A 26,317-nucleotide genomic window follows, 5' to 3' on the forward strand; every position below is an offset into this window, starting at 1 on the left:
CCGGTGTGACGAACGCCACTGGCGCCGCACGCTCGGCGAACGCCGCGCCGGCCCCGTCGTACGCGGGCCGCGACCGCGGGAACCCCTGGCGCCGGCGCGGACTCGCGTAACCTGGCGGCTCACTCGCCGATCCCCACCCGGGCCCGACGGGGCCGCCCGCTCGCCGCCCCCACGAGCCGCCCGGGGCGAGCGAACACAGCGGAGGTGCACGGATGACCGGGACGACCACGGCCGGCGGTCGGACCACGACCGCCGCCGCCCCGGAGGACGACCGGCGGCCGGGCCCGCCCGCAGGGCCCCGCGACACCGGACGGCGCGGACGGCACGCCAGACTCGGTCCGGCCGGCTCTCCCGCCAACCGCTGGACCGTCCTGGTCGTCCTCTGCGTGAGCCTGCTGTTCGTCGCCCTGGACGCGACCGTGCTGCACGTCGCGGTGCCCTCGCTCACCGAGAGCCTGCGGCCGGGCGCCGTCGAACTGCTGTGGATCGTCGACGTCTACCCGCTGGCCGCCGCCTCCCTGCTGATCCTCTTCGGCACCCTCGGCGACCGCGTCGGCCGCCGAAAGGTGCTGCTGCTCGGGTACGCGCTGTTCGCCGCCGCCTCCGGGATCGCCGCGCTCGCCGGGAGCCCCGCGGTGCTGATAGGCGCCCGGGCGCTGCTGGGCGTCGGCGGTGCCATGATCATGCCCGCGACGCTCTCGATCGTCCGCCAGGTCTTCCCCGACCGCCGGGAGCGGGCCGTCGCCATCGGCGTGTGGTCCGCGGTGGCGGCGGTCGGCGCCGCGGTGGGCCCGGTGCTCGGCGGCTTCCTCGTCGAGCACTTCTGGTGGGGCTCGGTCTTCCTGGTCAACATTCCGCTGATGGCGGTCATCTGGCCGTTCGCCCGGCGCATGGTGCCGGAGTCCACCGGCGACCGGGACGGGCCGTGGGACGTGCTGGGCGCCCTCATGGCCGCGCTCGGCATCCTCGGCGCCGTGGTCGGCGTCAAGGAACTGGGCGCCGGACTCTCGCCGCTCTCCCCGGTCGCGCTGGTCCCGCTGCTCGCCGGGGTCGCCCTGCTGTGGCTCTTCGTGCGCCGCCAGCGCGGGCTGCGGCACCCGCTGGTGGACGTCACGATGTTCGCCAGGCCCGCGTTCGGCACCTCCGTCGGCTGCATCGTGCTGGCCATGCTGGCGCTCGTCGGGCTGGAACTGATCGCCGTGCAGTACCTCCAGCTGGTGCTGGACCTCGCGCCGGTCGACACCGGGCTGCGGCTGCTCCCGCTGACGTTCGCCGCCATGGCCGCCGGGCTCACCGGCTCGCGCACCCTGCGCCGCTTCGGGCCGCGCGCGATGGTCTGCGGCGGCTTCCTGCTGACCGCCGCCGCCGTGCTCGCGCTGACCGCGATGGGCGAGCACGACCGGCCGTGGCTGCTGACCGGAGCGTTCGTGGCGCTCGGGTTCGGTCTGGAGACCACACTGTTCGGTTCCTACGAGTCGATGCTCAGCGAGGCCCCGGCCGGCTGCTCGGGCGGCGCGGCGGCGGTCGGCGAGACCTCCTACCAGCTCGGCGCCGGCATCGGCATCGCGCTGCTCGGCTCGGTCATGAACGCGGTCTACACCCCCGGCCTGCGGCACCTGCCCGGAGTGCCCGCCGCCGACAGCGCGGGCGCCGGACGCTCGCTGGGCGAGGCGTACGACCTGGCCGACCGGCTCGGCGGCCGCACCGGCCAGACCCTGCGCGCCGCCGCCCGGCACGCGTTCGTCCACGGGCTGCACGTCACCCTGGTCGTCAGCGCGGTGCTGCTGCTGGCCGGCGCGGCGGCCGCGCTGCGGTTGCCGAAGACGTTCGACGGCACGGCGTGCGGGGAAGAAGCGGGCCGGGGCGCCGAGGACGCGGGGGCCGCCGAGGTGCCCTCGCCGCGCGAGCCGCAGACCGCGGGCCGGGCGGGGTGACGCGCGCGGGCTTGTCCGGCCGATGTCCGGCCGACGGGAGCCGTGCGGGCCCGTGTGACGCCCGCGACCCGTGTCCCGAAGGGCTTTACGCCGCCAGGCCAGGCCCGTAGCGTCGGCCACGACCTGCGGTGATCGTCCGGCGGCGGGCGCCGGACGGCCGCGGCCCGACCGAAAGCGGAGGCCCGTCATGAGTGGCAGTGGACTGCCGTCCTTCGACCCGCGCGACCCGCTCGGCATCGACGACCTGCTGAGCGACGAGGACCTCGCGGTGCGCGACACCGTGCGCCGCTGGGCCGCCGACCGGGTGCTGCCGCACGTCGCCGACTGGTACGAGCGCGGCGAGCTGCCCGGCGTCCGCGAACTGGCCCGGGAACTCGGCTCGATCGGGGCGCTCGGGATGTCGTTGACCGGCTACGGCTGCGCCGGTGCCTCCGCCGTCCAGTACGGGCTGGCCTGCCTGGAGCTGGAGGCCGCCGACTCCGGCATCCGCTCGCTGGTGTCGGTGCAGGGCTCGCTGGCCATGTACGCGATCCACCGCTTCGGCTCCGCGGAGCAGAAGAACGCGTGGCTGCCGCGGATGGCCTCCGGCGAGGTCATCGGCTGCTTCGGCCTCACCGAGCCGGACCACGGCTCCGACCCGGCGGGCATGACCACCTACGCCAAGCGCGACGGCGGCGACTGGGTGATCAACGGCCGCAAGATGTGGATCACCAACGGCTCGGTGGCCGGCGTCGCCGTGGTCTGGGCCCGTACCGACGAGGGCATCAGGGGCTTCGTCGTCCCGGCCGGCGCGCCCGGCTTCTCCGCCCCGGAGATCAAGCACAAGTGGAGCCTGCGCGCCTCGGTCACCAGCGAACTGGTCCTGGACGACGTACGGCTGCCCGCCGACGCCGTGCTGCCCGAGGTCGCCGGCCTGCGCGGACCCTTGAGCTGCCTGAGCCACGCGCGCTACGGGATCGTGTGGGGCGCGATGGGCGCCGCCCGCGCCAGCTTCGAGTCGGCGCTGGAGTACGCCACCACCCGCGAGCAGTTCGGCCGCCCGATCGGCGGCTTCCAGCTCACCCAGGCCAAGCTCGCCGACATGGCCGTGGAACTGCACAAGGGCGTCCTGCTCGCCCACCACCTCGGCCGCCGCATGGACGCCGGCCGGCTGCGCCCTGAGCAGGTCAGCTTCGGCAAGCTCAACAACGTGCGCGAGGCCATCGAGATCTGCCGCACCGCGCGCACCGTCCTCGGCGCCAACGGGATCTCGCTGGAGTACCCGGTGATGCGGCACGCCACCAACCTGGAGTCGGTGCTCACCTACGAGGGCACGGTCGAGATGCACCAGCTGGTGCTGGGCAAGGCGCTGACCGGACTCGACGCCTTCCGCTGAGCGGAGGCCTCCGCCGAGCGGTGCTGTTCGCCGGGCGGAGCCTTCCGCCGAGCGGCGCCGGGGCGTTCCCGGCGGGTCCCTGCCCGGACGGGACGGGGCCCGGCGGGGCGCGCGCCCCGGTCAGCTCTGGTTGAAGAAGCCGTCCGAGGCGCGGCCCGCGCTCTCCCCGCTGACCACGGTGTAGTCGGCCGGGGTGAGCAGGAAGACCCGGTTGGCGACGCGCTCGATGTCGCCGCGCAGCCCGAAGGTCAGCCCGGCGGCGAAGTCCACCACGCGCTTGGCGTCGGACGGCTCCATCGCGCTCAGGTTGACGATCACCGGGACGCCGTCGCGGAACAGCTCGCCGATGCCGCGCGCGTCCCGGAACCCGTCCGGGGTCACCGTGGCGATCCGGCGGCCGGTCTCCTGCGCCGCGTCGGCGGCCACCCGCACCCGCGGGTCGGTCACCCAGGCGTCACTGGGCACCGGCCCCTCGGCGTAGTCCGTGTACTCCTCGTCGTAGTACCGCTCGTCGCCGCTGTCGTCGACGAGTCCCAGCCACGCGCTGGCCTTACGCACCGAACCCATGGACGCCTCCTCTCACGTGCGGTCTGTACCGTCCGCCCTCCTATGGTCGTCCATGATGCTGATGATGCGCCAAGCGGAAACCCTTGACATCACGGTTTCGTGACGGTTCTGGTGCACAGGCTCGGATGGCGACACGTCAGGTGGCAGGCGGCATACGGAAGGTGACGGACCATGGGAAAAAAATTCGGTCGGTGACGCACGGGAGAGTGAACGAGCGCCGCCGTCCGGCCCAGGGTCCGGACAGGTAATATGACCCGCCGATCGTGGCCGAAACGCCCTGGGGGAGAGTTGTTCGGGATCGTCAGGCCGTGCCGCCACCGGCTCTCCGAAGGACTCGCGACCTCGTGGACGGCCCATCTGTGCGGCCTGTGCCTGGCGCTGCGCGACGACCACGGCCACCTCGCGCGGGTCGCCACCAACTACGACGGCCTGATCATCTCGGTCCTGACGGAGGCTCAGTCGGTCACCACCGGCGCCTGGCGCAGGACCGCGGGACCCTGCCCGCTGCGCGGGATGCGCGGTGCGCCGGTGGCCACCGGTGAGGGCGCCCGGCTCGCCGCCGCCGTCTCCCTGGTGCTTGCCTCGGCGAAGGTGCGCGACCGTGTCGCCGACCGCGACGGGCTGTTGGGCCGCAGACCGGTCGCCGCGGCGGCCCGCCGGGTGGCCGGACGCTGGGACCGGGCGGCCGCGCGGACCGCCTCCGCCGTCGGGTTCGACACCGCCGTGCTGCTCGACGCGGTGGACCGCCAGAGCGGCATCGAGGCGTCGGCCACCACCGGCACCTCGCTGCTGACGGTCACCGATCCCACCGAGACCGCGACCGCGGCCGCCTTCGCGCACACCGCCGTGCTCGCGGGCCGTCCCGGCAACGCCGCGCCGCTGCGCGAGGCGGGACGGCTCTTCGGCCGCCTCGCCCATCTGCTGGACGCGGTCGAGGACCTGACCGCCGACACCGCCTCCGGCGCCTGGAACCCGCTGACGGCCACCGGCACGAGCCTCGCCGAGGCCCGGCGGCTGTGCGACGACGCGGTGCACGGCGTACGGCTGGCGATGCGGGAGGTGGAGTTCACCGACGGGCGCCTCGCGCACGCGCTGCTGTGCAGGGAACTGCCGCGCTCGGTGGACCGCGCGTTCGGCACCCACGCCTCCTGCGGCACGGCCGCGCCCCACGCCTCCTACCCGCCCCCGCCGCCGGGCGGCCCGTACGGCGACCCGCACGGCACGCCGGGGCCGAACCCGTACGCGCAGCCCGGCCCCGGTCCGTACGGCACGCCCGGCCCGAACCCGTACGGCGACCCGTACGCCAACCCGTACGCGGGCGGCCCGGGCGGTCCCGGCGGCGGGTTTCCGCCGCCTCAACCGCCGCGCGGGCGCGGGCCGTTGGCGGGATGCGCGCTGTGGCTGGGGCTGTGCTGCACCTGCCAGGTCTGCTGCCGAGACCCCTACCACGACCCGTGGACCGGGCAGCCCCGCAGCGGCTGGTGCCGCGGGTGCGACTGCGGCGACTCCTGCTGCGACGGCCTGGAGTGCTGCGAGTGCTGCGAGTGCCTCCAGTGCTGCGAGTGCCTGGACTGCGGAGGCTGCTGAGACCCGCGCCGGACGTGGCCGGAGGGCGCCGGTGCGCCGCCTTTGCGGCCGCGCGCCCGACGGGGCGCCCTTGTACGACGCCCCCGGTGGTCTGAATACTCCAGCGGCAGTGACCCTCCGCACCGCCGAGGAGGCCCTGAGTGATCGCTCGCCACGCTCCGCGCACCGCGCCCCACGACCACCCCGCCCCGGCCGGGCGCCGCGTCGCCGCCGCCGCGACCGCCGCGCTGCTGGCCACCGGAGCCGTCGTGGGGGTCCCTGCCGCCGGCGCCGTGCGGAACGCCACCGGTGGGCTCGGCGCGGTCGCGGACGCCGTACGGGCGCTGGGCATACCCGGCACCGCCTGGAGCGGCGATCCCGCGACCGGCCAGCTCGTGGTGACCGCCGACGCCCGGGTACGCCCGGACCAGCTCGCCAGGCTGCGCGCCGGGACCGCCCGCTTCGGCGGCGCGGTCCGCATCGAGCGCGCCGCCGGAGTGCTCGCCCCCGTGCCCACCGGCGGCGGCGCGGTCTACGGCGCCGGGTACCGCTGCTCGTTCGGGTTCGGCGTGCGGCGCGGCGGCACCCGGTACTTCCTGACCGCCGGACACTGCGGCCGTGCCGCGCGCACCTGGTACGCGGACGCCGAGCGCACCGTCCGGATCGGCACCACCGCGGCATGGGCCTACCCGGGCCACGACTACGCGCTGGTGCGCGCCGAAGGGCCCGCGCGTCAGGCCCCGCGCACCACGGTCGACGGCCGGGTCGTCGACCGCGCGGGCGAGCCCCGCGTCGGCGAACGCGTCGCGCGGGCCGGCAGCAGCAGCGGGGTGCGCTACGGCACCGTCACCGCGCTGGACGTCAGCGTGGACTACGGCGACGGCGAGGTGGTGACCGGGCTCATCCAGACCGACGTGTGCGCCGAGCCGGGCGACAGCGGCGGACCGCTCGTCGAGGGCGACACCGCGCTGGGCCTGACCTCCGGCGGCGACGGCGACTGCGCGACCGGCGGCACGACGTACTACCAGCCGGTCACCGCCGCCCTCGCGCGCTACGGCGTGAGCCTGGACTGAGCGCCCGCCCACCGGTCGTCCCCCCTCGCGGACCGATGCTGTCCGCGGCGGGTGGCAGCATGGGCCCATGCTGGAGACCTCCGCCCGACTGCTGCGTCTGCTCTCGCTGCTCCAGGCCCGCCGTGAGTGGTCCGGCGCGCAGCTCGCCGAACGCCTGGAGGTGACCACCCGCACGGTCCGGCGCGACGTGGACCGGCTGCGCGGCCTCGGCTACCCGGTGCACGCCACCTCGGGCACCGCGGGCGGCTACCGGCTGGGCGCGGGCGCGGAGCTGCCCCCGCTGCTGCTGGACGACGAGGAGGCGGTGGCCGTCGCCCTGTGCCTGCGCACCGGCGCGAGCGGCGGGGTGGCCGGGATGGCGGAGACCGCGGCGCGGGCGCTGGCCAAGCTGGAGCAGGTGCTGCCGTCCCGGCTGCGGCACCGGGTGCAGGCCACCGAGGCGATCGCGGTCTCGGCGCAGGACGGGGCCCCGACCGTCGCGCAGGCCGTGCTCACCGCGATCGGCGCCGCCTGCCGGGACCACGAGCGCCTGCGGTTCGACTACACCGGCCACGACGGGCGGGTCGGCAGGCGGGAGGTGGAGCCGCACCGCCTCGTGCACCTCGCTCGCCGCTGGTACCTGCTGGCCTGGGACACCGAGCGCGGTGACTGGCGCACCTTCCGGGTCGACCGGATGGTGCCCGCGACCCCGACGGGTCCGCGCTTCACCCCGCGCGAGCCCCCGCCGGACGCCGCCGCGTACGTGGCGCGCGGGGTGACCTCGGCCGTCTACCGGCACCGGGCCGTGGTGACGCTGCACGCGCCCGCCGAGCGGGTCGCGGAGTACACCACGCAGGGGACCGCCACCGTCGAGGCGGTCGACGACACCCGCTGCGTGCTGCGCACCGGCTTCGCCTCGCTCGACGCGCTCGCCGTCTACATCGCGCTCTTCGGCGTCGAGTTCGAGATCCACGAGCCGCCGGAACTGGCCGCCCGGATGCGCGAGGTGGGCGAGCGGCTGCTGCGGGCCGCTCCCGAGGGCCCGGACGCCACGACCACCTGACGGCGACCGTACCGGGGCGTACGGTGAAAACAGGACACCCCGCGGGCGGTCCGCCGTCCGCGGTGCCCACGTGTGCAACTCCGCCCGGCAGGGGGCAGTGATGATCGTTGACGTGGTGGCGGCCGTGCTGTCGTTCGGCGCCGTGTACCTCCTGGCGGGCGCCCGGGTGGTCAAGCAGTACGAACGCGGACTCGTCTTCCGGCTCGGCCGGCTGCGGTCCGACGTGCGTCCGCCCGGGTTCAAGATGGTCGTCCCCGGGATCGACCGGCTGGTCAAGGTCAACATGCAGATCGTGACCCTGCCCATCCCGTCCCAGGAGGGCATCACCCGCGACAACGTCACCGTCCGGGTGGACGCGGTGGTCTACTTCAAGGTCATCCACCCCGTGGACGCCGTCATCAACGTCGAGGACTACCGCTTCGCGGTGCTCCAGGTCGCGCAGACCTCGCTGCGGTCCATCATCGGCAAGAGCGACCTGGACGACCTGCTGTCCAACCGCGAGAAGCTCAACGAGGGCCTGGCGCTGATGATCGACAGCCCGGCGCTGGGCTGGGGCGTGCAGATCGACCGGGTCGAGATCAAGGACGTGTCGCTGCCGGAGAGCATGAAGCGCTCGATGGCCCGCCAGGCGGAGGCGGCCCGGGACCGCCGCGCCCGGGTGATCAACGCCGACGCCGAGCTCCAGGCCTCCCGCAAGCTCGCCGAGGCGGCCGCCGCGATGGCCCACGAGCCGGCCGCGCTCCAACTGCGGCTGCTCCAGACGGTGACCGCGGTCGCGGCCGAGAAGAACTCCACGCTGGTGCTGCCGTTCCCGGTGGAGCTGCTGCGCTTCCTGGAGCGGGCGGCGCAGAACCAGCCGCTCCAGGAGCAGGAGCCGCCCGCCCCGGTCCGGGGTCCGGCTGCGGAGGCCGCCGCTTCCGGCGCCGGGGGCCCCGACCCGGCCCTCGGCGCCGATCCGGCCCTCACCGCGGACCTCGGCCCCGGCCCCTTCCTCGATCCCGCGCTCGGGCCGGTCCCGGGGGAGGGTGAGGGGGACGGCGCCGGCCCGGAGGGGCGCGACGGCCTGGAGGACGTCCCCGAGCTGCGCGACCCCGTGGATCCGCTCAATCCCGTCAACCCCGTCGAGCCCCAGGAACCGCCGGGGACCGGGCCGTCCGCGCCGCCGGTGCCGCCGCCCGATCCGCTGCCGCCGGTCGACCCGGCGGACCGCACGGATCCGGTCACCGGACGTCCGCCGGAGGCCTGAGCCGTGCGCGTCCGGTGTCCGGGCCGTGTGCGGGGCCGGGAGCCCTGCACCCGGCGTCCATCACAGCTTTTTCACAGGTTGTGTCTTGCGCCGCCTCGCGCCGGATTGGGAAACTCAGCCACGCCGATCGGCACGGCCGCGTGCGGGGCCTTACCGGCGGCGCATCCTCCGGGCCCGTTGTCATCGGGCGGGCCCAACCCCCACAGGAGGTAACCGAGTTGAGCCCCCGGCGCACACTTCCCCGGCCCCCCGCCCGGACCGCCCCCGCTCCGTGACCCCGTCCGGCCGCCTCGACCGCGCGGCCGCCGGCACAGGTCCGTAACCCCTCGAACCATCGCGGATCCCCCCACCCGCCGAGGGCCGTACGCGCGAGCGCTCGCGTACGGCCCTCGGCGCGTTGGGCCCCGCGCGCCCGCCATCGACCGTCACCGGGCCCGCCCGTGCCCCGGCGGCAGGCCTTACGGAAGGCTGACGTCCGCCCGAGGAGGATGTCGAGATGGGGGAGAGGGTGGTCGAATCGGGACATGGTGAAGGACGGCGAGGGCGCCCCCGTCGGGCGGCGGGTGGTGCTCGGCATGCTCGGGCTCGGTGCGGCCGGGGTCGCCGCCGGCGGTTATCTGCAGAACGGCTTCGACAACCTCCTGGCCTCCATCGCCTCCAAGGACCCCACCGGGCTGAGCGGCCTGCTGCCCGGCGGCGGGGGCTTCCGCTTCTACTCGGTCTCCGACTCCGTGCCGCACCGCTCCGCCGCGGACTACCGCCTCACCGTCGACGGCCTGGTCGAGCACCCCGCCACCTACACCCTGGCGCAGCTGCGGGCGATGCGCTCCACCCGGCTGGTGCGGGACGTGCAGTGCGTGACCGGCTGGCGCGTTCCGCACTACGCCTTCACCGGGGTTCGGCTGTCGGACCTGCTGGACGCGGCCGGGGTGAAGCCGGGCGCGAAGGCGCTGCGCTTCACCTGCTTCGACGGGGTCTACAGCGAGAGCCTCACGCTGGAGCAGGCCAGGCGCCCCGACATGCTGGTCGCCTACGGGATGGACGACAAGCCGGTGACCGCCGCGCACGGCGGCCCGGTGCGGCTGTACGCGGCGCCGATGTACTTCTACAAGTCGGCCAAGTGGCTGTCCGGGATCACCGTGACCGACCAGGTGATCCCCGGCTACTGGGAGCACTACGGCTACGACGTCGACGCCTGGGTCGGCCGGTCGAACGGACGCGACGATGCCCCTACCTCGTGACCCGCGGCGGACGCCGGAAGAGCGTTCCGCGTCCGGTGAGCTGCGCCGCTTCACGCCCGCCGAGCGCTGGATCCACCGGGTCACCGCCGCGCTGATGGGCACCGCGATCGTCACCGCGGCCTTCCTCTACCTGCCCGCGCTGGCCGAACTGGTCGGCAGGCGCAGGCTGTTGGTGACCGTGCACGAGTGGTCCGGGGCGCTGCTGCCGGTGCCGCTGCTGGCCGGTCTCGTCTCCCGCGCCTACCGCGCCGACCTGGGACGGCTCAACCGCTTCGGCGTCCACGACCGGCGCTGGATCGGCCGTGTGCTGCGCCGGGTGCCGGGGCCGCGTCCGGCGGGCAAGTTCAACGCCGGGCAGAAGCTGTACGCGGCGTTCGTGGCGGGCGCGGTGCTGGTGATGCTGGGCACCGGGATCGTCATGTGGTTCCCTTCGTTGACCCCGCTGGTGTGGCGCACCGGCTCGACCTTCGTGCACGACTGGCTCGCGCTGGTCATCGGCGTGCTGGTGGCGGGCCACATCTGGATGGCGGTGCGCGACCCGGAGGCCCGGCGCGGCCTGCGCACCGGCTGGGTCTCCCGGGCCTGGGCCCGCGGGGAGCATCCGCTGTGGGAACGCGAGCAGCGCGCCCCTGACACGCGGCAGGCCCCGGGCGACGACCCCCGTTGAGGGGGACCGCCGCCCGGGGCCTGCCGTGGGCCGGGGCGTCCGGACGTCCGCGAGGGGAGCGTCAGGAAGCGCTGGTGGTGAACTCGCCGGAGCCGCTGGCCGACAGCCAGTCGGTCCAGGAGACGTTGTAGTCCGCGTAGCCGTTGTCACCGGCGGCGTCACCGCGCGGGGAGCCGGTGATGGTGATCGGGACGCCCTGCTGCACGTAGTTGTAGAACCACTCGGCGTCCGAGTACGACAGGTGCACGCAGCCGTGCGAGCCGTAGCTGTGGCCCGGGGACGGGTCGCCCGTCGAGTAGTGGACGTAGGTGCCCGAGGTCGTCAGCTGGACGTCCCACGGCAGGGTGAGGTCGTAGAAGTTCGGGTTGCCCTTGTCGCAGGTGATGCCCACGCTGCAGGAGGTCATCCGGACCTCACGGGCCTTGTCCATCACGGCCATGGTGCCGTCCCACGAGGGGAACTGCGGGCTGCCCGCGTCGATCGGCATGGTCCGCACGGTCTTGCCGCCGTTGGTGACCGTCATGCTGTGGCCCGGGACGGAGACCTTGGCCTCGATGTCCTGGCCGATGGTGAAGCTGTGCTTGTAGTCGTGCGTGCCGTAACGGCCGTTGCCGTCCGGCACGTTGGTCAGCTGGGCGTCCAGGCTGACCTTGGTGCCCGGGGTCCAGTACTGCTTCGGCCGGAAGTCGACCCGGGTGCTGCTGAACCAGTGCCACGCGCCGGTGACCGGCGTCGAGGTGGTGATCTTCAGGTGCTTCTCGACGTTCGCCCGTGCCGAGGTGGCGACCGGCTTGCTGAAGTCCACGGATATGGGCATCGCCACACCCACCGTGGTCCCGTCCTCGGGTTCGATCGTGTCCAGCAGCATCGGCGGACCCGCCGGGCGCGTCGGCGACGGCTTGGCGCTGGGGCTGTGGCTCGCGCCACTACTCGCAGCCGCCTGCGCGTTCTTCCCGTCCGCTCCGGTCGCCGAGGCGTTGCCGCCACACGCACTAGCGGTTGCCAGCACGGCACCCGCCATCAGTGCGACCCCGATGCTGCGCTTGATCCGCCCCACTCTTGCTCCACTCACGTCACTTCGTCAGGTACATCCGCCATACCTAGAGACACGGACTCTACGCAAGTGGTTGCAGGGGTCCTGTAAAGCGAAGGCCAAGATTAGGACTCGGCGGGATCACCATACGGAGACGTCTGTGTGCCGCCTGTGCATCCTGAACACGATCTGTCACGGCAGGTGTAACGGAGTGTGCGGACCGGTCTCCGTGTTCACCTCCGCCCACCTATGTCGAACGCATATTCGAAATCTGGTCTATGGTGGAAAACGCAAGGTCCGAGGGCCGGACCGGGGAGGGGCGCGATGGGGAGCGGGAGGTGCGCGGCATGCCGGGCTTTACCCACCTGCACACCGCCTCCGGCTTCTCCGCGCGCTACGGCGCCTCCCTCCCGGAACACCTCGCGGAGCGCGCCGCCGAGCGCGGGATGGACGCCCTCGCGCTGACCGACCGGGCCACCGTGGCCGGCGCCGTCCGGTTCGCCACGGCCTGCCGCCGAGCGGGGGTGCGGCCGCTGTTCGGCGCCGTGCTCGCGGTCCCCGGCGCCCCCGGCGTCGAACGGCGGCGCGGTCCGGCCCCGGTGCGCGGCGGGGCCTTCGTGGACGAGTCGGCGCCGCGCGCCCTCTTCCTCGCCCGGGACGGCGCGGCGGGCTGGGCGGCACTGTGCCGCCTGATCACGGCGGCGCACCGGGACCGGGAGCAACCCCGGCTGGAATGGCCGGATCTGGTCGGTGAAGGGTTGACGGTTGTGCTGGGACCCGACTCGGGGATCGGCGTGGAACTGGCGGCCGGCCGCCCCGACCGCGCCGAGCGGCTGCTCGCCCCCTGGCGCGAGCGGTACGGCGACGCGCTGCGCCTGGAGGTGGTCAGTCACGGCAGACCCGGCACCGGCCCCGGCTCACTGCGGCTGGCGGCCCGCACCCTCGGCTTCGCCGCGCGGCAGGGGGTGCGCCCGGTGCTCACCAACGCCGTGCGCTACGCCGACCCAGGTCAGGGCGAGGTCGCCGACGTGCTGGACGCGGCCCGGCTGCTGGTGCCCATCGACATCCTCAAGCCTCAGGCGCTGGACAGCGGTGAGGCGTGGCTGAAGGGCGCGGACGCGATGGCCAGGACCGCGGAACTGGTCGCCGAGGCCGCCGGGTTCCGCCGCACCGCCGCGTACAGCCTGCTGCGGATGACCGAGGAGACCGCCGCCGAGTGCGCCGTGGACCCCGGGGACGACCTGGGGATGGGCGGCAGGCACTTCCCCGAGCCGGAACTGGTCGGGGTGGGCGGGCGCACCGCGGACCGGGTGCTGCGCTCGCGCTGCGCGGCGGCCATGGTGACGCGCCGACACGACCGGGACCGGGAACGCTGGGACCGGCTCGACGCCGAACTGCGGGTGATCGCCCGGCTGGGGCTCGCCGGGTACTTCCTCACCGTCGCGGCGGTCGTCGACGACGCCCGGACGCTGGGCATCCGGGTCGCCGCCCGCGGTTCCGGCGCGTCCTCCTTCGTCAACCACCTGCTGGGCATCGCCACCGCGGACCCGGTCGAGCACGGGCTCCTGATGGAACGTTTCCTCTCAGAGCGCCGCGTCGCGCTGCCCGACATCGACATCGACGTGGAGTCCGCCCGCCGCCTGGAGGTCTACCGCGCGATCCTCGACCGCTTCGGCGAGCGCCGGGTGGCCGCCGTCGCCATGCCGGAGACCTACCGGGTCCGGCACGCGGTGCGCGACGTGGGCGCCGCCCTCGGCATGGACCCGCTGGAGACCGACCGGCTGGCCAAGGCGTTCCCGCACATCAGGGCCCGCGACGCCCGCGCCGCGCTGGCCGAGCTGCCGGAGTTGCGGGCGATCGACGCGCAGGGCTACGCGGACCGCTACGGCACCCGGATGTGGGACCTGGTCGAGGCGCTGGACGGCCTGCCGCGCGGGGTCGCCATGCACCCGTGCGGGGTGCTGCTGTCCGACGCGGCCCTGCCGGCGCGCACCCCGGTCGTGCCGACCTCCGGCGAGGGCTTCCCGATGTCGCAGTTCGACAAGGACGACGTGGAGGAGATGGGGCTGCTCAAGCTCGACGTGCTCGGGGTGCGGATGCAGTCGGCGATGGCGCACGCCGTCGCCGAGGTGGAACGCGCCACCGGCGAGCGGATCGACCTGGACGACCGGACCCGGGTGCGGCCGGACGACCCGGCCACGTACGAACTGGTCCGCTCCACCGAGACACTGGGCTGCTTCCAGATCGAGTCGCCCGGCCAGCGCGACCTGGTCGGCAGACTGCAACCCCGGACCTTTCACGACCTCGTGGTCGACATATCGCTTTTCCGGCCAGGCCCGGTCGCCGCCGACATGGTCCGGCCGTTCGTCGAGGCCCGGCACGGCCGCCGCGCGCCCGAGTACCCGGACCCGGCGCTGGAGGACGTGCTCGGCGAGACCCACGGCGTGGTGGTCTTCCACGAACAGGTCATCCGGATCATCCACGTGATGACCGGGTGCGGTCTCGACGAGGCCGACGAGAGGCGCCGGGCGCTCTCCGATCCCGAGGCGCAGGGCCGGGTACACGCCTGGTTCGTCGAACGCGCCCGCGCCCGCGGCCACTCCACCGAGGCGGTCCGGCGCACCTGGACGATCCTGGCGGCCTTCGGCGCCTACGGCTTCTGCAAGGCGCACGCCGTCGCGTTCGCGGTCCCCACCTACCAGTCCGCCTGGCTCAAGGCGCACCGCCCGGCCGCCTTCTACGCGGGACTGCTCACCCACGACCCCGGCATGTACCCCAAGCGGCTGCTGCTCGCGGACGCCCGGCGGCGCGGGGTCCCGGTGCTGCCGCTGGACGTCAACCGGTCCGCGGCCGACTATCGGATCGAACTGGTGTCCGGTAAATGGGGGTTGCGGCTCGCGCTGTCCGACGTGCGCGGCATCAGCGAGCAGGAGACCGCGCGGCTGGTCGCGGGGCAGCCCTACTCCTCGCTGCCCGACCTGTGGCGACGGGCCCGCCCCAGCCGCCCGGTGGCCGAACGGCTGGTCCAGGTCGGCGCGGCGGACGCCTTCGCGGCACCCGGGGCCACCCGGCGCGACCTGCTGCTCCAGGTCGCCGAACTGCACCGGCAGGGCAAGGCCGCCCCGGCACCGGACCAACTGCCGCTCCCGGTGGGCGATTCCGGGCGGCCCACCGCGCCGGCCGGGCTGCCCGACATGGACGACGGCGAACGGCTCGGCGCCGAACTCGGCGTCCTGGGCATCGACGCCTCCCGGCACCTGATGGACGACCAGCGGGCGTTCCTCGCCGAACTCGGGGCCCTGCCCGCCAAGGCGCTGCGGGACGCCAGGCACGGCGAGACGGTGCTGGTCGCCGGGGCGAAGGCGGCCACCCAGACGCCGCCGATCCGCTCCGGCCGCCGGGTCATCTTCCTCACCCTGGACGACGGCACGGGCCTCGCCGACTGCGCGTTCTTCGACGACAGCCACGAGGCGTGCGCGCACACCGTCTTCCACTCCTGGCTGCTGCTGGTGCGCGGAGTGGTGCAACGGCGCGGCGCGCGGGGCCTGAGCGTGGTGGGCGCGGCCGCCTGGGACCTCGCGGAACTCGCCGAACTGCGCCGCGAGGGCGGGCTTGACGCGGTCGCGGCCCGGCTGGCGGCGCCGCCCGAGCGGGAGCCGTCGGGCCGGGCGCCGGACGACCCCACCGGGGGCCGCCGCATCCACCTGCCCACCGGCTACGAACTCCACCCCTGGGCCGACCTCAGGCCGGCGGGCGAACCGGCGTCCGCGGGACGGAAGTTGTGGCACTCCAGCCCGGGGAGCGCGGGATGACACGAGCCTCCACCTCCGGCACGGTACCTGCCTCCGGCGCGGTCCCTCCCCCCGGCACGGCCACCGCCCCCGGTGCGGACGCCGCCCGCGTGCTCCACCTGCGCTTCCACCCGCCCGCCGGCGCGCCCGCACTCGGGGAGGACGTCTACGCGGGCCTGCTCGCGCTGCTCGGCGAGGTCACCCCGGTCGTGCAGGCGCTCCCTCCGGACGCCGCGCTCGCCGACGTGCGCGGCAGCCTGCGCTACTTCGGGCGCACCGCCGCCGAGTTGGCCGCCCTGATCAGGGTGCGGGCGCTGGCCCGGCACGGCACCGACTGCACGGTCGGCGTCGCGGCCAACCCGCTGCTCGCCCGTATGGCGGGGCAGAGCGGTCCGCCCGGCGCGGTCCGCGTGCTGCCCGACGCGCCGGAGGCGGTCGCGGCCTTCCTGGCCGGGCAGCCCGCTCAGGCGCTCGACGGGGTCGGGTCCGCCACGGCGGAACTGCTGGCGCGGTACGGGCTCGACACCGTCGGCCGGATCGCCGACGCGCCGCTCGGCACCCTGCAACGGCTGCTGGGGGCGGCGGCCGGGCGCAGGCTGCGCGAGCGGGCCCGCGGCATCGACCCGGCACCGGTCACGCCGAACGCGCCGGCCCGGTCGATCGGCACCGAGCGGCGGTTCGACCGCGACGAGCTGGACCCGGAACGGCAGCGGCGGGCGCTGCTGTCGCTCACCGACGAGCTGGGGGCCCGGCTGCGCGGGGACCGGCTGGCGGCGCGGTCGCTGACGCTGGTGGTGCGGTACGCCGACCGCTCCACGACCACCAGGACCCGCGCCCTGCCCGAGGCGACCGCGCACACCGCCGCGCTCACCGACGCCGCGTACCGCATGCACGCCGCGCTGGGTCTGCAACGCGCCCGGGTCCGCGCGGTCTCGTTGCGTGCCGAAGGGCTGATCGGCGCCGAACTCGCCTCCCATCAGCTCGCGTTGGACCCGGCGGACGAGCGGGCGCGGCGCCTGGAGGAGGTCACCGACCGCGCCCGGGCCCTCTTCGGACCGGCCGCGGCCGGCCCGGCGGGGCTGCTCGGGGCGGCGTGAAGCACGGCAGTGGCCGGAAGGCGGCCGTGCTCACGTCGGACTGTATGTCCGCTGGATGACGAAGACTTTACCGACACGTAACTAGGCAGCGGCGCTACCCGACCGTAACTTTCCAGCAAGTAGCAATCTTGTGATCCGGATCACAGGCCCCCTCTGTTCGCATGCCCTGACCTGCGAGGAGATCACATGAAGCTGCCCGCACCCGCGCGCAGACACCGTCGCCGCGCGGCGGCGCTCCTGCCCGCGTTCGCACTCGCCCTCGCCGCACTGGTCGCCGCCCCCACCCCGGCCAGTGCAGCGACGACCAGCGGCTGGAACGACTACGGCTGCAAACCGTCCTCGGCGCACCCGCGTCCCGTCGTGCTCGTTCCCGGCACCCTCGGCAACGAGACCGACAACTTCCTTGCGCTGGCGCCCTATCTGGTGGACCGCGGCTACTGCGTCTTCTCGTTCGACTACGGGCAACTGCCCGGCGAGACGCTGTTCGACGGGCTCGGGCCCATCGCCGACTCCGCGCAGCAACTGTCCGACGAGGTCGACAAGGTGCTCGCGGCCACCGGCGCGAGCAAGGTGGACATCGTCGGGCACTCGCAGGGCGGCATGATGCCCCGCTACTACCTGAAGTTCCTCGGCGGCGCCGCCAAGACCGACGCCCTCATCGGGCTCGCTCCCGACAACCACGGCACCACACTCGACGGACTGACCGCGCTGCTGCCCTACTTCCCCGGCGCCGCCTCCTTCCTCCAGTCCGGCGCCCCCGGACTCACCGACCAGGTCGCCGGATCGCCGTTCATCACCCGGCTCAACGCGGGCGGTGACACCGTGCCCGGCGTCCACTACACCGTCATCGCCACCCAGTACGACGAGGTGGTCACGCCCTACACCTCCGAGTACCTGTCAGGACCCGACGTGCACAACGTGCTGCTCCAGGAGCTGTGCCCGGTCGACCTGTCCGAGCACGTCGCCATCGGGCTGACCGACCGCGTCGCCTACCACGAGGTCGCCGACGCCCTCGACCCCGCGCACGCCACCCCGACCACCTGCGCCTCGGCGCTCTGAGACGCCGCGCGCCCCAGGCCCCGCCGCCACCCGGCCCGGTGGCGGCGGGACTTCGGCACGGCCCGCACGTGCGACGGGAGCGACCGGAGGCGGTCAGCGGCGGCCCCAGGTGATCGTGACAGGGTTGACCGCATGACCGCACTCGATCTGCTGCAGACCGTGGTGGACCCCGGAACCTGGCACCGCTGGGACGAGCCGGTGACGACCCTGCCGCGCGACCCCGGCTACCGCGCCGACGTCGAACGCGCCCGCGCCCGCACCGGACTCGACGAGTCCGTGGTCACCGGCGAGGGCCGGATCAGGGGCCGCCGGGTCGCCCTGATCGCCTGCGAGTTCGCGTTCCTGGCCGGGTCGATCGGCGTGGACGCGGGGGAGCGGCTGGTCCGCGCGGTCGAACGCGCCACCCGCGAACGCCTGCCGCTGCTCGCCTCACCCGCCTCCGGCGGAACCCGCATGCAGGAGGGCACGATCGCCTTTCTCCAGATGGTCAAGGTCGCCGCCGCCGTCACCGACCACAAGGCGGCGGGCCTGCCGTACCTGGTCTACCTGCGCCACCCCACCACCGGCGGGGTCCTCGCCTCCTGGGGCTCGCTCGGCCACCTCACCGCCGCCGAACCGGGCGCCCTGATCGGCTTCCTCGGCCCCCGGGTCCACCAGGCGTTGTACGGCGAGGAGTTCCCCCAGGGCGTCCAGCTCGCGGAGAACCTGCTGGCGCACGGCCTGGTCGACGCGGTCCTGCCGCCCGACGCCCTCGCCCCGGCCGCGGCCCGCGCCCTGGCGGTGCTGTGCGGGGAGGACGGCGAGCGGCTCGGGGCTCCGCATGGGGCTACTGCCAAGGAGGTTGACGGGACGGGTCGCGCCGACGCGGGTGCCGGGGCGGACGCGGGGGCGGGCCGGACGGACGGCGGCGCGGACACCGCCGAATCGCTGCGGCGGTCCCGGCGGCCCGAACGCCCGGGCCTGCGCGCCCTGTTGCGCACCGCAGGCACGGACGTCACCCCGCTCAGCGGGACCGGCGCGGGGGAGCGCGATCCCGGACTGCTGCTGGCGCTGGCGCGGTTCGGCGGCGCGCCCTGCGTCGTCCTCGGGCACGACCGGCCGGACGGCGACGCCGACGGCGGTGCAGCCGCCGACAGCGGGCCGGGCGCCTCCCGGCCGCCCGCGCTGGGTCCGGCGGGACTGCGTGAGGCCCGTCGGGGCATGCGCGTCGCCGCCGAACTCGGCCTGCCGCTGCTGACGGTCATCGACACGGCCGGGGCCGCGCTCTCCCGCGAGGCCGAGGAAGGCGGCCTCGCCGGGGAGATCGCCCGCTGCCTGGCCGACCTGGTCACGCTGCCGGCGCCCACGCTCTGCCTGCTGCTCGGGCAGGGCGCGGGCGGCGGCGCGCTCGCCCTGCTCCCCGCCGACCGGGTGCTCGCCGCCCGGCACGCCTGGCTCTCGCCGCTGCCCCCGGAGGGCGCCTCGGCGATCCTGTACCGGACGACCGAGCGCGCGTACGAGGTCGCCGAACGCCAAGGGGTGCGCTCCGCCGACCTGCTGGCCCACCGCGTGGTGGACCGGATCGTGGAGGAGACCCCGGACGCGGCCGACGATCCCCGGCCCTTCCTCGCCCTGCTCGGCGAGACCCTCGGCGCCGAACTGACCGCCCTGCGCGCCCGCGACCGCGACGAGCGCCTGGCCGCCCGCCGCGCCCGCTACCGCGCGCTCGGCCTGGGCTGAACCGACCGCCGTGCGGGCCACCGTCACCGTCGCGGCGGTCCGCGAACGGTCGCGGCGCGATTGTCAGTGGTGGGTGCGAGGATCGGATCATGACTGAGGACAGCGGTGACCCGCCCGCCGCGGACGCCTCCTTCTGGGACGCGGCGGCGGACGCCTTCGACGACGAGCCGGATCACGGACTGCGCGACCCGGCGGTGCGGGACGCCTGGGCCCGGCGACTGAGACGCTGGCTGCCCGAGGCGCCCTCCGCCGTGCTCGACCTGGGCTGCGGCACCGGCAGCCTCGCCCTGCTCGCCACGCGCGACGGGCACCGGGTCGTCGCGGTCGACCGCTCGCCGCGCATGACCGCCCGGGCCGCCGCCAAGCTGGCCGGCACCGGCGCCCGGGTCCTGCTCGGCGACGCCGCCCGGCCGCCGCTGGCCGAGGGCGCGTTCGACGTGGTGCTGGTGCGGCACGTGCTGTGGGCGCTGCCCGATCCGGCGGCGGTGCTGCGCCGCTGGGCCCGGCTGCTGCGCCGGGGCGGCCGGCTGGTGCTGGTCGAGGGACGCTGGGGCGAGAGCGCACCGGTGGGCCTGACCGCCGACGACCTCGCCGCCCTGACCGCCCCGCTCGGCGGCCGTACCCACGTCGAACAGCTCGGCCACGACAGCGCGTTGTGGGGCCGCCCGGTCCGCGACGAGCGGTACGTCGCCGTCGTGCACCCGCCGCCGCCGCGCCGCCACACCGAGATCGTCGACGTCCACCTGATCCTGCGGCGGGGCGACGAGGTGCTGCTCGCCCGCAGATCGGGCACCGGTTACGCGGACGGACTGCTCAACGCGCCCAGCGGACATGTCGAGGACGGCGAGGACGTCCGGGAGGCGGTGATCCGCGAGGCGTACGAGGAGGTGGGCGTCGTCATCGACCCGGCGGCGGTCCGGGCCGCCCTGGTCATGCAGCACAAGGCACCCGACGGCGCGCCGCGCACCGGCTGGTTCTTCGAGGCGCGCGACTGGCGGGGCGAGCCGGTCAACCGCGAACCGGACAAGTGCTCCGGCATCGGCTGGCACCGGCTCGACGCCCTGCCCGACGACATGGTGGCGTACTGCAGGGCGGGCCTGGACGCGTACCGCGCCGGTGACCGCTTCGTCCTGCACTGGCACCGGCCGGGCGACGCGATCGCCCACGACCCCGTAGGCCCCGGCCGGGCGGTCGTCCTGCCGCACAATGATCACGGCATACCGTCCGCCGAGCCACCGTCCGCCGAGCCAGCGGGAGACCGTACGTGAGCCTGCGCATCACCATCGATCCGGAGTCGTCCGTCGCCCCCTTCGAGCAGCTGCGGCGCCAGGTCGCCGAGGGCGCCCGGGCGGGCGAGCTGCCGGTGGGCCACCGGATGCCGACGGTACGCGGCCTCGCCGCCGAACTCGGCCTCGCCGCCAACACCGTGGCCAAGGCCTACCGCGCGCTGGAGGCGGACGGCGTGATCGAGACCCGCGGCAGACACGGCACGTTCGTGGCCGCCGCGGGCGACGCAGCCCACCGGCACGCGGCGCAGGCCGCCGAGGCCTACGCCACGCAGGCGCACCGCCTCGGCCTGAGCCGCGCGGACGCGCTCGCCGCGATCGAGGAGGCGCTGCGCGCGCGGTACGAGCGGGACGGGGAGGGCTGACGCTCACCACGAGGAGAGGCAGGCACGGGCTGACGCTCACCACGAGGGGGGAGGGCGCGGGCTGACGTTCGCCACGGCCGGGAGGGCGCGGGCTGGCGGCACGCCGACGGCGCGCGCCCGGCGTGCCCCCGGCCCTTCCTGGGAGTACCCCGAAAGCGCCGGTTACGGACGCCGCCCGCCCCTAGAGTGCGGAGCGTGATCGCGCGTCATGAGGGCCCGCGCACCGGCCGGCCCGGGTCGGCACGCCGCCGGGTCCTGGTGGCGTCCGCCGTGCTCGCCGCCTGCCTGCTGTGCCTCGGCGCGCTCCTCGCCGTCCTCGGCCTGCCCGGCGGGCACGGTGACGTCGAGGTCACCCACGGCACCCCGGCCCCCGGCGTCTTCGGCAGCCCCGGCACCCCGGGGCCGCCCAGCGCCGACCTCGGGTTCGGGTTCACCCACACCCAGTTCAGCGCCGACGACGGCACCGGCGCGGCCGACCGCACCGCCACCCGCGCCATCGCCGCGCAGCCGCTCCCGCAGGACCAGGCGATCATGGGCTGGGGCGCGGACAACCCCGAACCGGCGCCCGGCGCCTACGACTTCACCAACCTCGACAGCCGCGTCGCCCTCATCCGCGCCACCGGCGGCACGCCCGTGCTCACGCTGTGCTGCGCCCCGGACTGGATGAAGGGCGGCAGACCCGGCACCACCGACTGGTCGAAGCTGGAGCAGGCCCCCGACCCCGCGCACTACGCGGACTTCGCCGCGCTCGCCGCGAAGGTCGCCCGCCGCTACCCGGACGTCACGCACTTCCTGGTGTGGAACGAGTTCAAGGGCTTCTGGGACGAGAGCGCCGACCGCTGGGACTACCAGGACTACACCCGGCTCTACAACCTGGTCTACGCGGCCGTCAAGAAGGCCGCCCCGCACGACCTGGTGGGCGGCCCCTACCTGGACATGGACAGCGTCGCCCCCGGCCAGAAGACCGACGCCTCCGCCGTGCGCGGCCCCTGGGGCAGCCTCGACCAGCGCGTGGTGGACGCGCTCGACTACTGGCTCGCGCACAAGAAGGGCGCCGACTTCCTGGTCGTCGACGGCGCCAGCACCACGCACGACGGCGCCCTCGACCCCGGTCCGTTCACCGCCACGGGGAAGTTCGCCGCGGTCGGGGACTGGCTGCGGCGGGTCGGCGGCGGGCTGCCGGTGTGGTGGGCCGAGTGGTACGTCAAGCCGGACGACGCCTCCTGGCCCGCCGGCCGGCTGCTGGCCGTGCAGGCCGCCGCCATGATGGAACTGGTCGAGGGCGGGGCGGCAGCCGCCTTCTACTGGAACCCCGAGACCCGGGAGGGCGACTGCCCCGGCTGCCTGTGGAACGCCACCGGAGGCGGCCCGGACGGCGGCGCCGCGCAGCCCATGCTCACCCTGCTGCGCCGTTTCGCCGCAGCCTTCCCGCCCGGCGCCCCCGCGCGCCCGGTCACCGTGGCCGCTGCGGGCGTCCGGGCGCTCGCCGGCCGCACCGCGACCGTCGCCGTCAACACCACCGGCCACCAGTTGACCGCGCGCGTCGGCGGCACGACGGTCACGCTGGCCGCGTACGGCGTCAACTGGCTGCCGTCCGGCGCCTGATCACCGTCCCGCGCGAGGGCCGGGCGCTCAGCTCAGCGTCACGAACCGGTCCGCCAGCGCCGCCAGGAACACCGCGAGCAGCACCAGCGAGACCCGCAGCGACACCGACATCGCCCGCATCCGCCGCCGGGCGGGCACCATCACCCGCGCCACCTCGCGCGCCGCCAGCACCAGTACCAGCAGCGCCCCCGCCACCGCGCCCACCACCGTCCACGGCGTCCAGGTCACCACCGGACCGATCCCGCCGATCGCCGGCAGCGGCACCGCGCCCGCCGGTGGCGTCGCCATCGCGAAGACGGCCGCGTCCTGGTCCGACATCACCTCGCGCACCTGGGGATCGGCACGCAGCGCGGCCACCACCGCACGTTGCCAGTCGGCCGGGTAGCCCGCGTTCTGCACCAGGTACTGCGCCGTGCCGGTCGTGATCATCAGGTACGACCCCGGGCCCGAGGCGCGCAGGTCCTGCACCAGTCCGGTCACCCGCGCCGGGTCCACCGGGGCGAGCACACCGCGGTAGACCACCTTGTCCATGTCCTTGGCGCTCCACGGCAGATTGGGCGTCACGTCGTCGACCGTGTCCTCGGTCGGCCACAGCACCCGCGCGGTCGGCGAGTCGTGGCCGTAGACCCAGTCCATCGCCGCGACCTCGCCGGTGCGCACCCGCTCGAAGCCCTCGTTGCCCCAACGCGCCAGCAGGAAGCCGAAGATCAGCACCTGCCCCGCCACCAGCGCCGCCAGTGTGCCCAGCCACGGCCTGCCGGACGCCGCGGGCACCCGGGGGAAGAACGCGAACGCGGCCAGCACCGCCGCGCCGGGCGAGGCGAACAGGAAGACCCGCAGCGCCATCTCGCCGCCGTACGACTGCATCCCGAAGCCGAGGAACGGCACCAGCGACAGGATCAGCAGCGACCGGTCGCTGATTCCCGCCCGCCGCCTGCGCAGCAGGCCGAACCCGCCCAGCGCCAGCGTCCCGGCGGCCAGCAGCACCCGCGCGTACAGCACCACATGGTGCAGGTCGTCGCCGCCCTTGATGCGGCCGGAGACGCTGGAGGTGACGTTGCCGCCCAGTGAACCCAGGCCGCCGAACAACTCGTTGAAGTGCCCGGACCAGTACGCCTCGCCGAGGAAGCCCACCCAGCCGGTCACCAGCACCCCGCACAGCAGCGGCAGCCCGCGTAGCGCGCAGCGCCGCCAGACCACCAGCGCGGCCACCGCGCCCAGCATCACGAAGGGGGTGAGCTGATGGCTGACCACGGAGGCGGTGAACACCGCCAGCACCACGCCCAGCAGCACCCCGCGCTCCTCGCGCCCGATCGCGGGCACCGGCTCCTCACCCGGCAGCCGCCTGCCGCCCGGGTCGCCCGACGGCGAGCGGAACCACACCAGCAGCACGGCCACGAACACCAGGTAGAAGAAGACGTTGAGGGACTGCGGCGAGAAGTAGTCCTGCCCGACCCAGCCGCACAGCACGAACAACCACGCCGCGCACCACTTCGCCCGCCAGTTCGCCCGCACCGCCCGCAGCAGCAGCATCAGCGGTGCCAGGTAGAGGAGTTCGACGGCCAGCGGCCACCAGCGCAGCACCTGCGTCAGGTCGGTGATCCCGCACGCCTTCGTCACCAGCGCCACGCCCGCGAAGAACCCCGGCCACGACCAGCGGGCGTCCAGGTAGGGCCGAGTCTGCCCGGTGCGGTCGATGTACTCGACGAAGCCCGCGTGCTGCCAGGCGGTCGCGAACCTCGGCTGCGCCTCCAGTACCGCGGGCACCGCGTGCAGCGAGACCACGGTGGCCAGCAGCGCCGCCAGCAGCAGCCACCGGTGCGGCGCGCGCAGGCCGAGCCCCCAGCAGAACGCGACCACGAGCAACGCCGCGCCCGCGAGCGTCGCGTGCGGCAGGACGGAGATCAGGCCCAGGCCGTTCATCCGGTCCAGTGAGGCGTCGTCCATCCCGCGCAGCGGCAGCCAGTACAGCGCGAGCGCGGCCAGCAGCACCGCCCAGCCGCCCGCCTGCGCCAGCCGCGTCCGCAGCGGCACCCGCTCCTTCGGCTCCTTCGGCTCCTTCGGTTCCCTCGGCTCCCTCGCGACGACGGGCGGGGCGGCCGGGGGCGCGGCGGCCCGCTCCGCGCCCGCGTCGAGCGGCAGGCAGGGGCGGCGCTCCTGGTGCTCGAAGTCCAGTCGCACACCCAGCCCCAGGGTGTCCTGGTCGATCCCGGAACGCGCCCAACCGGTGCCCAGCACCAGGGTGTCGTCGTCGGCCCCCGCCTCCCGTGCCGCCGACTCCCCTTCGCCCGGCGCCTGTTCGCGCTCCTTCGCGGCGGGCGCCGCGCGCAGGATCCGCACGAGCCCCACGCAGGCGATCGCCGCGATCACGCACTGGCTGCACAGCTCGGCCACGCCCGCGCCGACGATCCCCAGCGGCCGCAGCAGGGCCAGCGTCGACCCCAGCACCAGCACGCACAACGCACCCTGCAACAGCGCCACCAGCGAGGTCCTGCTCTGCGCGCGCAGCACCCCGAAGTACGCCTCGAACAGCACCCGGGTCAGCGTCGCGGTCACCATGAACCGCAGCAGCGGCGCCCCCTGCGACGCGTACCCAGGCCCGAACACCCGCAGCACGTACGGCGCGAAGACCGCGAGGAACATGCAGATCGGGATCATGATGCGGGCCATCCGGCGCAGCGCCGCCCGCAGGTGGTCCGCGATCCGCGACGGGTCGTGCGCGCCCTCCACGGTGAGTGAGGCGCCCATGTTGATGGCCAGCAGGTCGACCGTGCTGCCGATGGTCGAGGTGATGTAGAAGTACGCGTTCTGCCGGGAGCTGATCTGCGAGGCCACGATCACCGGAACGAGGTAGACCACGGCCAGCGAGAAGAGCGAGCCGGTGTAGTCCCCGGCCAGGAAGCGGCCGACCTCCCGCCCGGTGGGCGGCTGCGCCCGTTGCTCGGTCGCCGCCACGTGGCGCGGCACCAGCCGCCGGAAGACCAGCCAGCCCAGCGGCACCACCGACAGCGCGATGGCCGCCACCCACGAGACGAACACGCCGGTCACCGGCACCGTGGTGGCCAGCACGACCAGCAGCACCAGCTTGCCGGTGGAGAACACCGTGTTGCCCACCGGCACCCACACCGCGCTGCGCAGCCCGGTGAGCACCCCGTCCTGGAGCGTCATCACCGACCAGGCGACCACCGCGCCGACGAACGCCAGCCCCGGCAGCGGCCCGTGCAGGAAGTGGTAGGAGGGCCCCCACAGCCGCAGCGTGAGCAGGAAGACCATGGCGGCCAGCGCCACCACGGCAGAACTGGCCAGATAGGTCGTCGCCACCATCCGCCCGGTGCGCCGCCCGGAGACCGGGATGAACCTGGCCAGCGCGCCGGTCAGCGTCACCGCCGTGATCCCGGCCAGGAACTTCATCGCCGCGATCGCCGCCGAGCCCTGCCCGACCGCCTCGGGCGCGTAGTAGCGGGCCGCGACCAGCCAGTAGCCGAGCCCCAGCACGGCCGAGACCCCGGTGTTGAGCATCAGCGCGTACGCGTTGCGCAGCAGTGGGTCCCGCCCGCCGCCGCGTCCACCGCCCCGTGCCCCGCGCCCGCCGCCCGCGTCGGCGCGCCGCCCCGGCAGCCGCAACCGGGCCCGTCGCCCGGCCGGTTCGCC

General features: G+C 74.9%; 18 protein-coding genes. 15 read left to right on the plus strand and 3 right to left on the minus strand.

Annotated features, from left to right (window positions below; all coding sequences use genetic code 11):
- Positions 1–212 precede the first annotated feature (212 nt).
- Together CK485_RS23745 and CK485_RS23750 are read left to right on the plus strand one after the other, a co-directional pair.
- Positions 213–1,934 carry an MFS transporter gene (locus CK485_RS23745; RefSeq protein WP_109453880.1) on the plus strand — a complete coding sequence of 574 codons (1,722 nt, stop codon included), beginning with the start codon at positions 213–215 and terminating at the stop codon, positions 1,932–1,934.
- 187 nt (positions 1,935–2,121) lie between these two features.
- Positions 2,122–3,309, plus strand: a complete 1,188-nt coding sequence (locus tag CK485_RS23750) for an acyl-CoA dehydrogenase family protein (RefSeq protein ID WP_109453881.1) — start codon at positions 2,122–2,124, stop codon at positions 3,307–3,309.
- A gap of 120 nt (positions 3,310–3,429) precedes the next feature.
- Here CK485_RS23750 and CK485_RS23755 read toward each other — a convergent pair whose 3' ends face one another.
- Positions 3,430–3,876 carry a cell division protein SepF gene (locus tag CK485_RS23755; protein WP_109453882.1) on the minus strand — a complete coding sequence of 149 codons (447 nt, stop codon included), beginning with the start codon at positions 3,874–3,876 and terminating at the stop codon, positions 3,430–3,432.
- A gap of 288 nt (positions 3,877–4,164) precedes the next feature.
- On the opposite strand from CK485_RS23755, the gene CK485_RS23760 reads away from it, so the two are divergent.
- The 6 genes from CK485_RS23760 to CK485_RS23790 all read left to right on the plus strand — a co-directional run bounded on the left by CK485_RS23760 (position 4,165) and on the right by CK485_RS23790 (position 10,711).
- Positions 4,165–5,463 (plus strand): DUF5685 family protein, encoded by a 1,299-nt coding sequence (locus CK485_RS23760; protein ID WP_109453883.1) that lies wholly within the window; start codon positions 4,165–4,167, stop codon positions 5,461–5,463.
- 140 nt (positions 5,464–5,603) lie between these two features.
- Positions 5,604–6,515: a S1 family peptidase gene (locus CK485_RS23765; protein WP_241968555.1), complete on the plus strand. Its 912-nt coding sequence runs from the start codon at positions 5,604–5,606 to the stop codon at positions 6,513–6,515.
- A gap of 67 nt (positions 6,516–6,582) precedes the next feature.
- Positions 6,583–7,557 carry a YafY family protein gene (locus CK485_RS23770; protein WP_199239487.1) on the plus strand — a complete coding sequence of 325 codons (975 nt, stop codon included), beginning with the start codon at positions 6,583–6,585 and terminating at the stop codon, positions 7,555–7,557.
- A gap of 100 nt (positions 7,558–7,657) precedes the next feature.
- Positions 7,658–8,803 (plus strand): SPFH domain-containing protein, encoded by a 1,146-nt coding sequence (locus CK485_RS29825; RefSeq protein WP_241968556.1) that lies wholly within the window; start codon positions 7,658–7,660, stop codon positions 8,801–8,803.
- Positions 8,804–9,327: 524 nt separating this feature from the next.
- Positions 9,328–10,044, plus strand: a complete 717-nt coding sequence (locus CK485_RS23785) for a molybdopterin-dependent oxidoreductase (protein WP_241968557.1) — start codon at positions 9,328–9,330, stop codon at positions 10,042–10,044.
- Positions 10,028–10,711, plus strand: a complete 684-nt coding sequence (locus tag CK485_RS23790) for a cytochrome b/b6 domain-containing protein (protein ID WP_109453885.1) — start codon at positions 10,028–10,030, stop codon at positions 10,709–10,711. Before CK485_RS23785 ends, CK485_RS23790 begins: the two co-directional genes overlap by 17 nt.
- Positions 10,712–10,772: 61 nt before the next feature.
- Here the strand turns inward: CK485_RS23790 and CK485_RS23795 are convergent, their stop codons facing one another.
- Complete coding sequence (locus tag CK485_RS23795; protein ID WP_109453886.1) at positions 10,773–11,768, minus strand: L,D-transpeptidase; 996 nt, start codon at positions 11,766–11,768, stop codon at positions 10,773–10,775.
- Positions 11,769–12,091: 323 nt separating this feature from the next.
- Here CK485_RS23795 and CK485_RS23800 point away from each other — a divergent pair, with 323 nt between their 5' ends.
- From CK485_RS23800 to CK485_RS23830, 7 genes are all read left to right on the plus strand, one after another.
- Positions 12,092–15,556 carry a DNA polymerase III subunit alpha gene (locus CK485_RS23800; RefSeq protein WP_109454381.1) on the plus strand — a complete coding sequence of 1,155 codons (3,465 nt, stop codon included), beginning with the start codon at positions 12,092–12,094 and terminating at the stop codon, positions 15,554–15,556.
- Positions 15,553–16,632: a hypothetical protein gene (locus tag CK485_RS23805; protein ID WP_109454382.1), complete on the plus strand. Its 1,080-nt coding sequence runs from the start codon at positions 15,553–15,555 to the stop codon at positions 16,630–16,632. Before CK485_RS23800 ends, CK485_RS23805 begins: the two co-directional genes overlap by 4 nt.
- 186 nt (positions 16,633–16,818) lie before the next feature.
- A complete protein-coding gene (locus tag CK485_RS23810; RefSeq protein ID WP_109453887.1) occupies positions 16,819–17,691 on the plus strand; it encodes an alpha/beta fold hydrolase in 873 nt (290 codons plus the stop codon).
- Positions 17,692–17,823: 132 nt separating this feature from the next.
- Entirely contained in the window at positions 17,824–19,410 is a 1,587-nt protein-coding gene (locus CK485_RS23815; RefSeq protein ID WP_109453888.1) for a carboxyl transferase domain-containing protein, read from the plus strand.
- An 89-nt stretch (positions 19,411–19,499) separates the two neighbouring features.
- On the plus strand, positions 19,500–20,678 hold the full coding sequence (locus CK485_RS23820; protein WP_109453889.1) for a methyltransferase domain-containing protein: 1,179 nt from the start codon (positions 19,500–19,502) through the stop codon (positions 20,676–20,678).
- On the plus strand, positions 20,675–21,061 hold the full coding sequence (locus CK485_RS23825; RefSeq protein WP_109453890.1) for a GntR family transcriptional regulator: 387 nt from the start codon (positions 20,675–20,677) through the stop codon (positions 21,059–21,061). The genes CK485_RS23820 and CK485_RS23825 overlap by 4 nt, the downstream gene beginning before the upstream one ends.
- 195 nt (positions 21,062–21,256) lie before the next feature.
- Entirely contained in the window at positions 21,257–22,666 is a 1,410-nt protein-coding gene (locus tag CK485_RS23830) for a xylan 1,4-beta-xylosidase (RefSeq protein ID WP_241968558.1), read from the plus strand.
- A 27-nt stretch (positions 22,667–22,693) separates the two neighbouring features.
- On the opposite strand, the gene CK485_RS23835 is transcribed toward CK485_RS23830, so the two are convergent.
- Positions 22,694–26,185 carry a lipopolysaccharide biosynthesis protein gene (locus CK485_RS23835; protein ID WP_241968605.1) on the minus strand — a complete coding sequence of 1,164 codons (3,492 nt, stop codon included), beginning with the start codon at positions 26,183–26,185 and terminating at the stop codon, positions 22,694–22,696.
- Positions 26,186–26,317: the final 132 nt, after the last annotated feature.

The sequence above is a fragment of the Streptomyces sp. ICBB 8177 genome (assembly GCF_003144095.1).
Classification (GTDB): domain Bacteria; phylum Actinomycetota; class Actinomycetes; order Streptomycetales; family Streptomycetaceae; genus Streptantibioticus_D.

Bases quoted from the DNA above. Each gene is read 5' to 3' on its own strand.
- CK485_RS23810 (WP_109453887.1), top strand. From the start codon at position 16,819: ATGAAGCTGCCCGCACCCGCGCGCAGACACCGTCGCCGCGCGGCGGCG.
- CK485_RS23745 (WP_109453880.1), top strand. From the start codon at position 213: ATGACCGGGACGACCACGGCCGGCGGTCGGACCACGACCGCCGCCGCC.
- CK485_RS23770 (WP_199239487.1), top strand. From the start codon at position 6,583: ATGCTGGAGACCTCCGCCCGACTGCTGCGTCTGCTCTCGCTGCTCCAG.
- CK485_RS23815 (WP_109453888.1), top strand. From the start codon at position 17,824: ATGACCGCACTCGATCTGCTGCAGACCGTGGTGGACCCCGGAACCTGG.
- CK485_RS23800 (WP_109454381.1), top strand. From the start codon at position 12,092: ATGCCGGGCTTTACCCACCTGCACACCGCCTCCGGCTTCTCCGCGCGC.
- CK485_RS23820 (WP_109453889.1), top strand. From the start codon at position 19,500: ATGACTGAGGACAGCGGTGACCCGCCCGCCGCGGACGCCTCCTTCTGG.
- CK485_RS23755 (WP_109453882.1), bottom strand. From the start codon at position 3,876: ATGGGTTCGGTGCGTAAGGCCAGCGCGTGGCTGGGACTCGTCGACGAC.
- CK485_RS23785 (WP_241968557.1), top strand. From the start codon at position 9,328: ATGGTGAAGGACGGCGAGGGCGCCCCCGTCGGGCGGCGGGTGGTGCTC.
- CK485_RS29825 (WP_241968556.1), top strand. From the start codon at position 7,658: ATGATCGTTGACGTGGTGGCGGCCGTGCTGTCGTTCGGCGCCGTGTAC.
- CK485_RS23790 (WP_109453885.1), top strand. From the start codon at position 10,028: ATGCCCCTACCTCGTGACCCGCGGCGGACGCCGGAAGAGCGTTCCGCG.
- CK485_RS23750 (WP_109453881.1), top strand. From the start codon at position 2,122: ATGAGTGGCAGTGGACTGCCGTCCTTCGACCCGCGCGACCCGCTCGGC.
- CK485_RS23835 (WP_241968605.1), bottom strand. From the start codon at position 26,185: ATGCTCAACACCGGGGTCTCGGCCGTGCTGGGGCTCGGCTACTGGCTG.
- CK485_RS23805 (WP_109454382.1), top strand. From the start codon at position 15,553: ATGACACGAGCCTCCACCTCCGGCACGGTACCTGCCTCCGGCGCGGTC.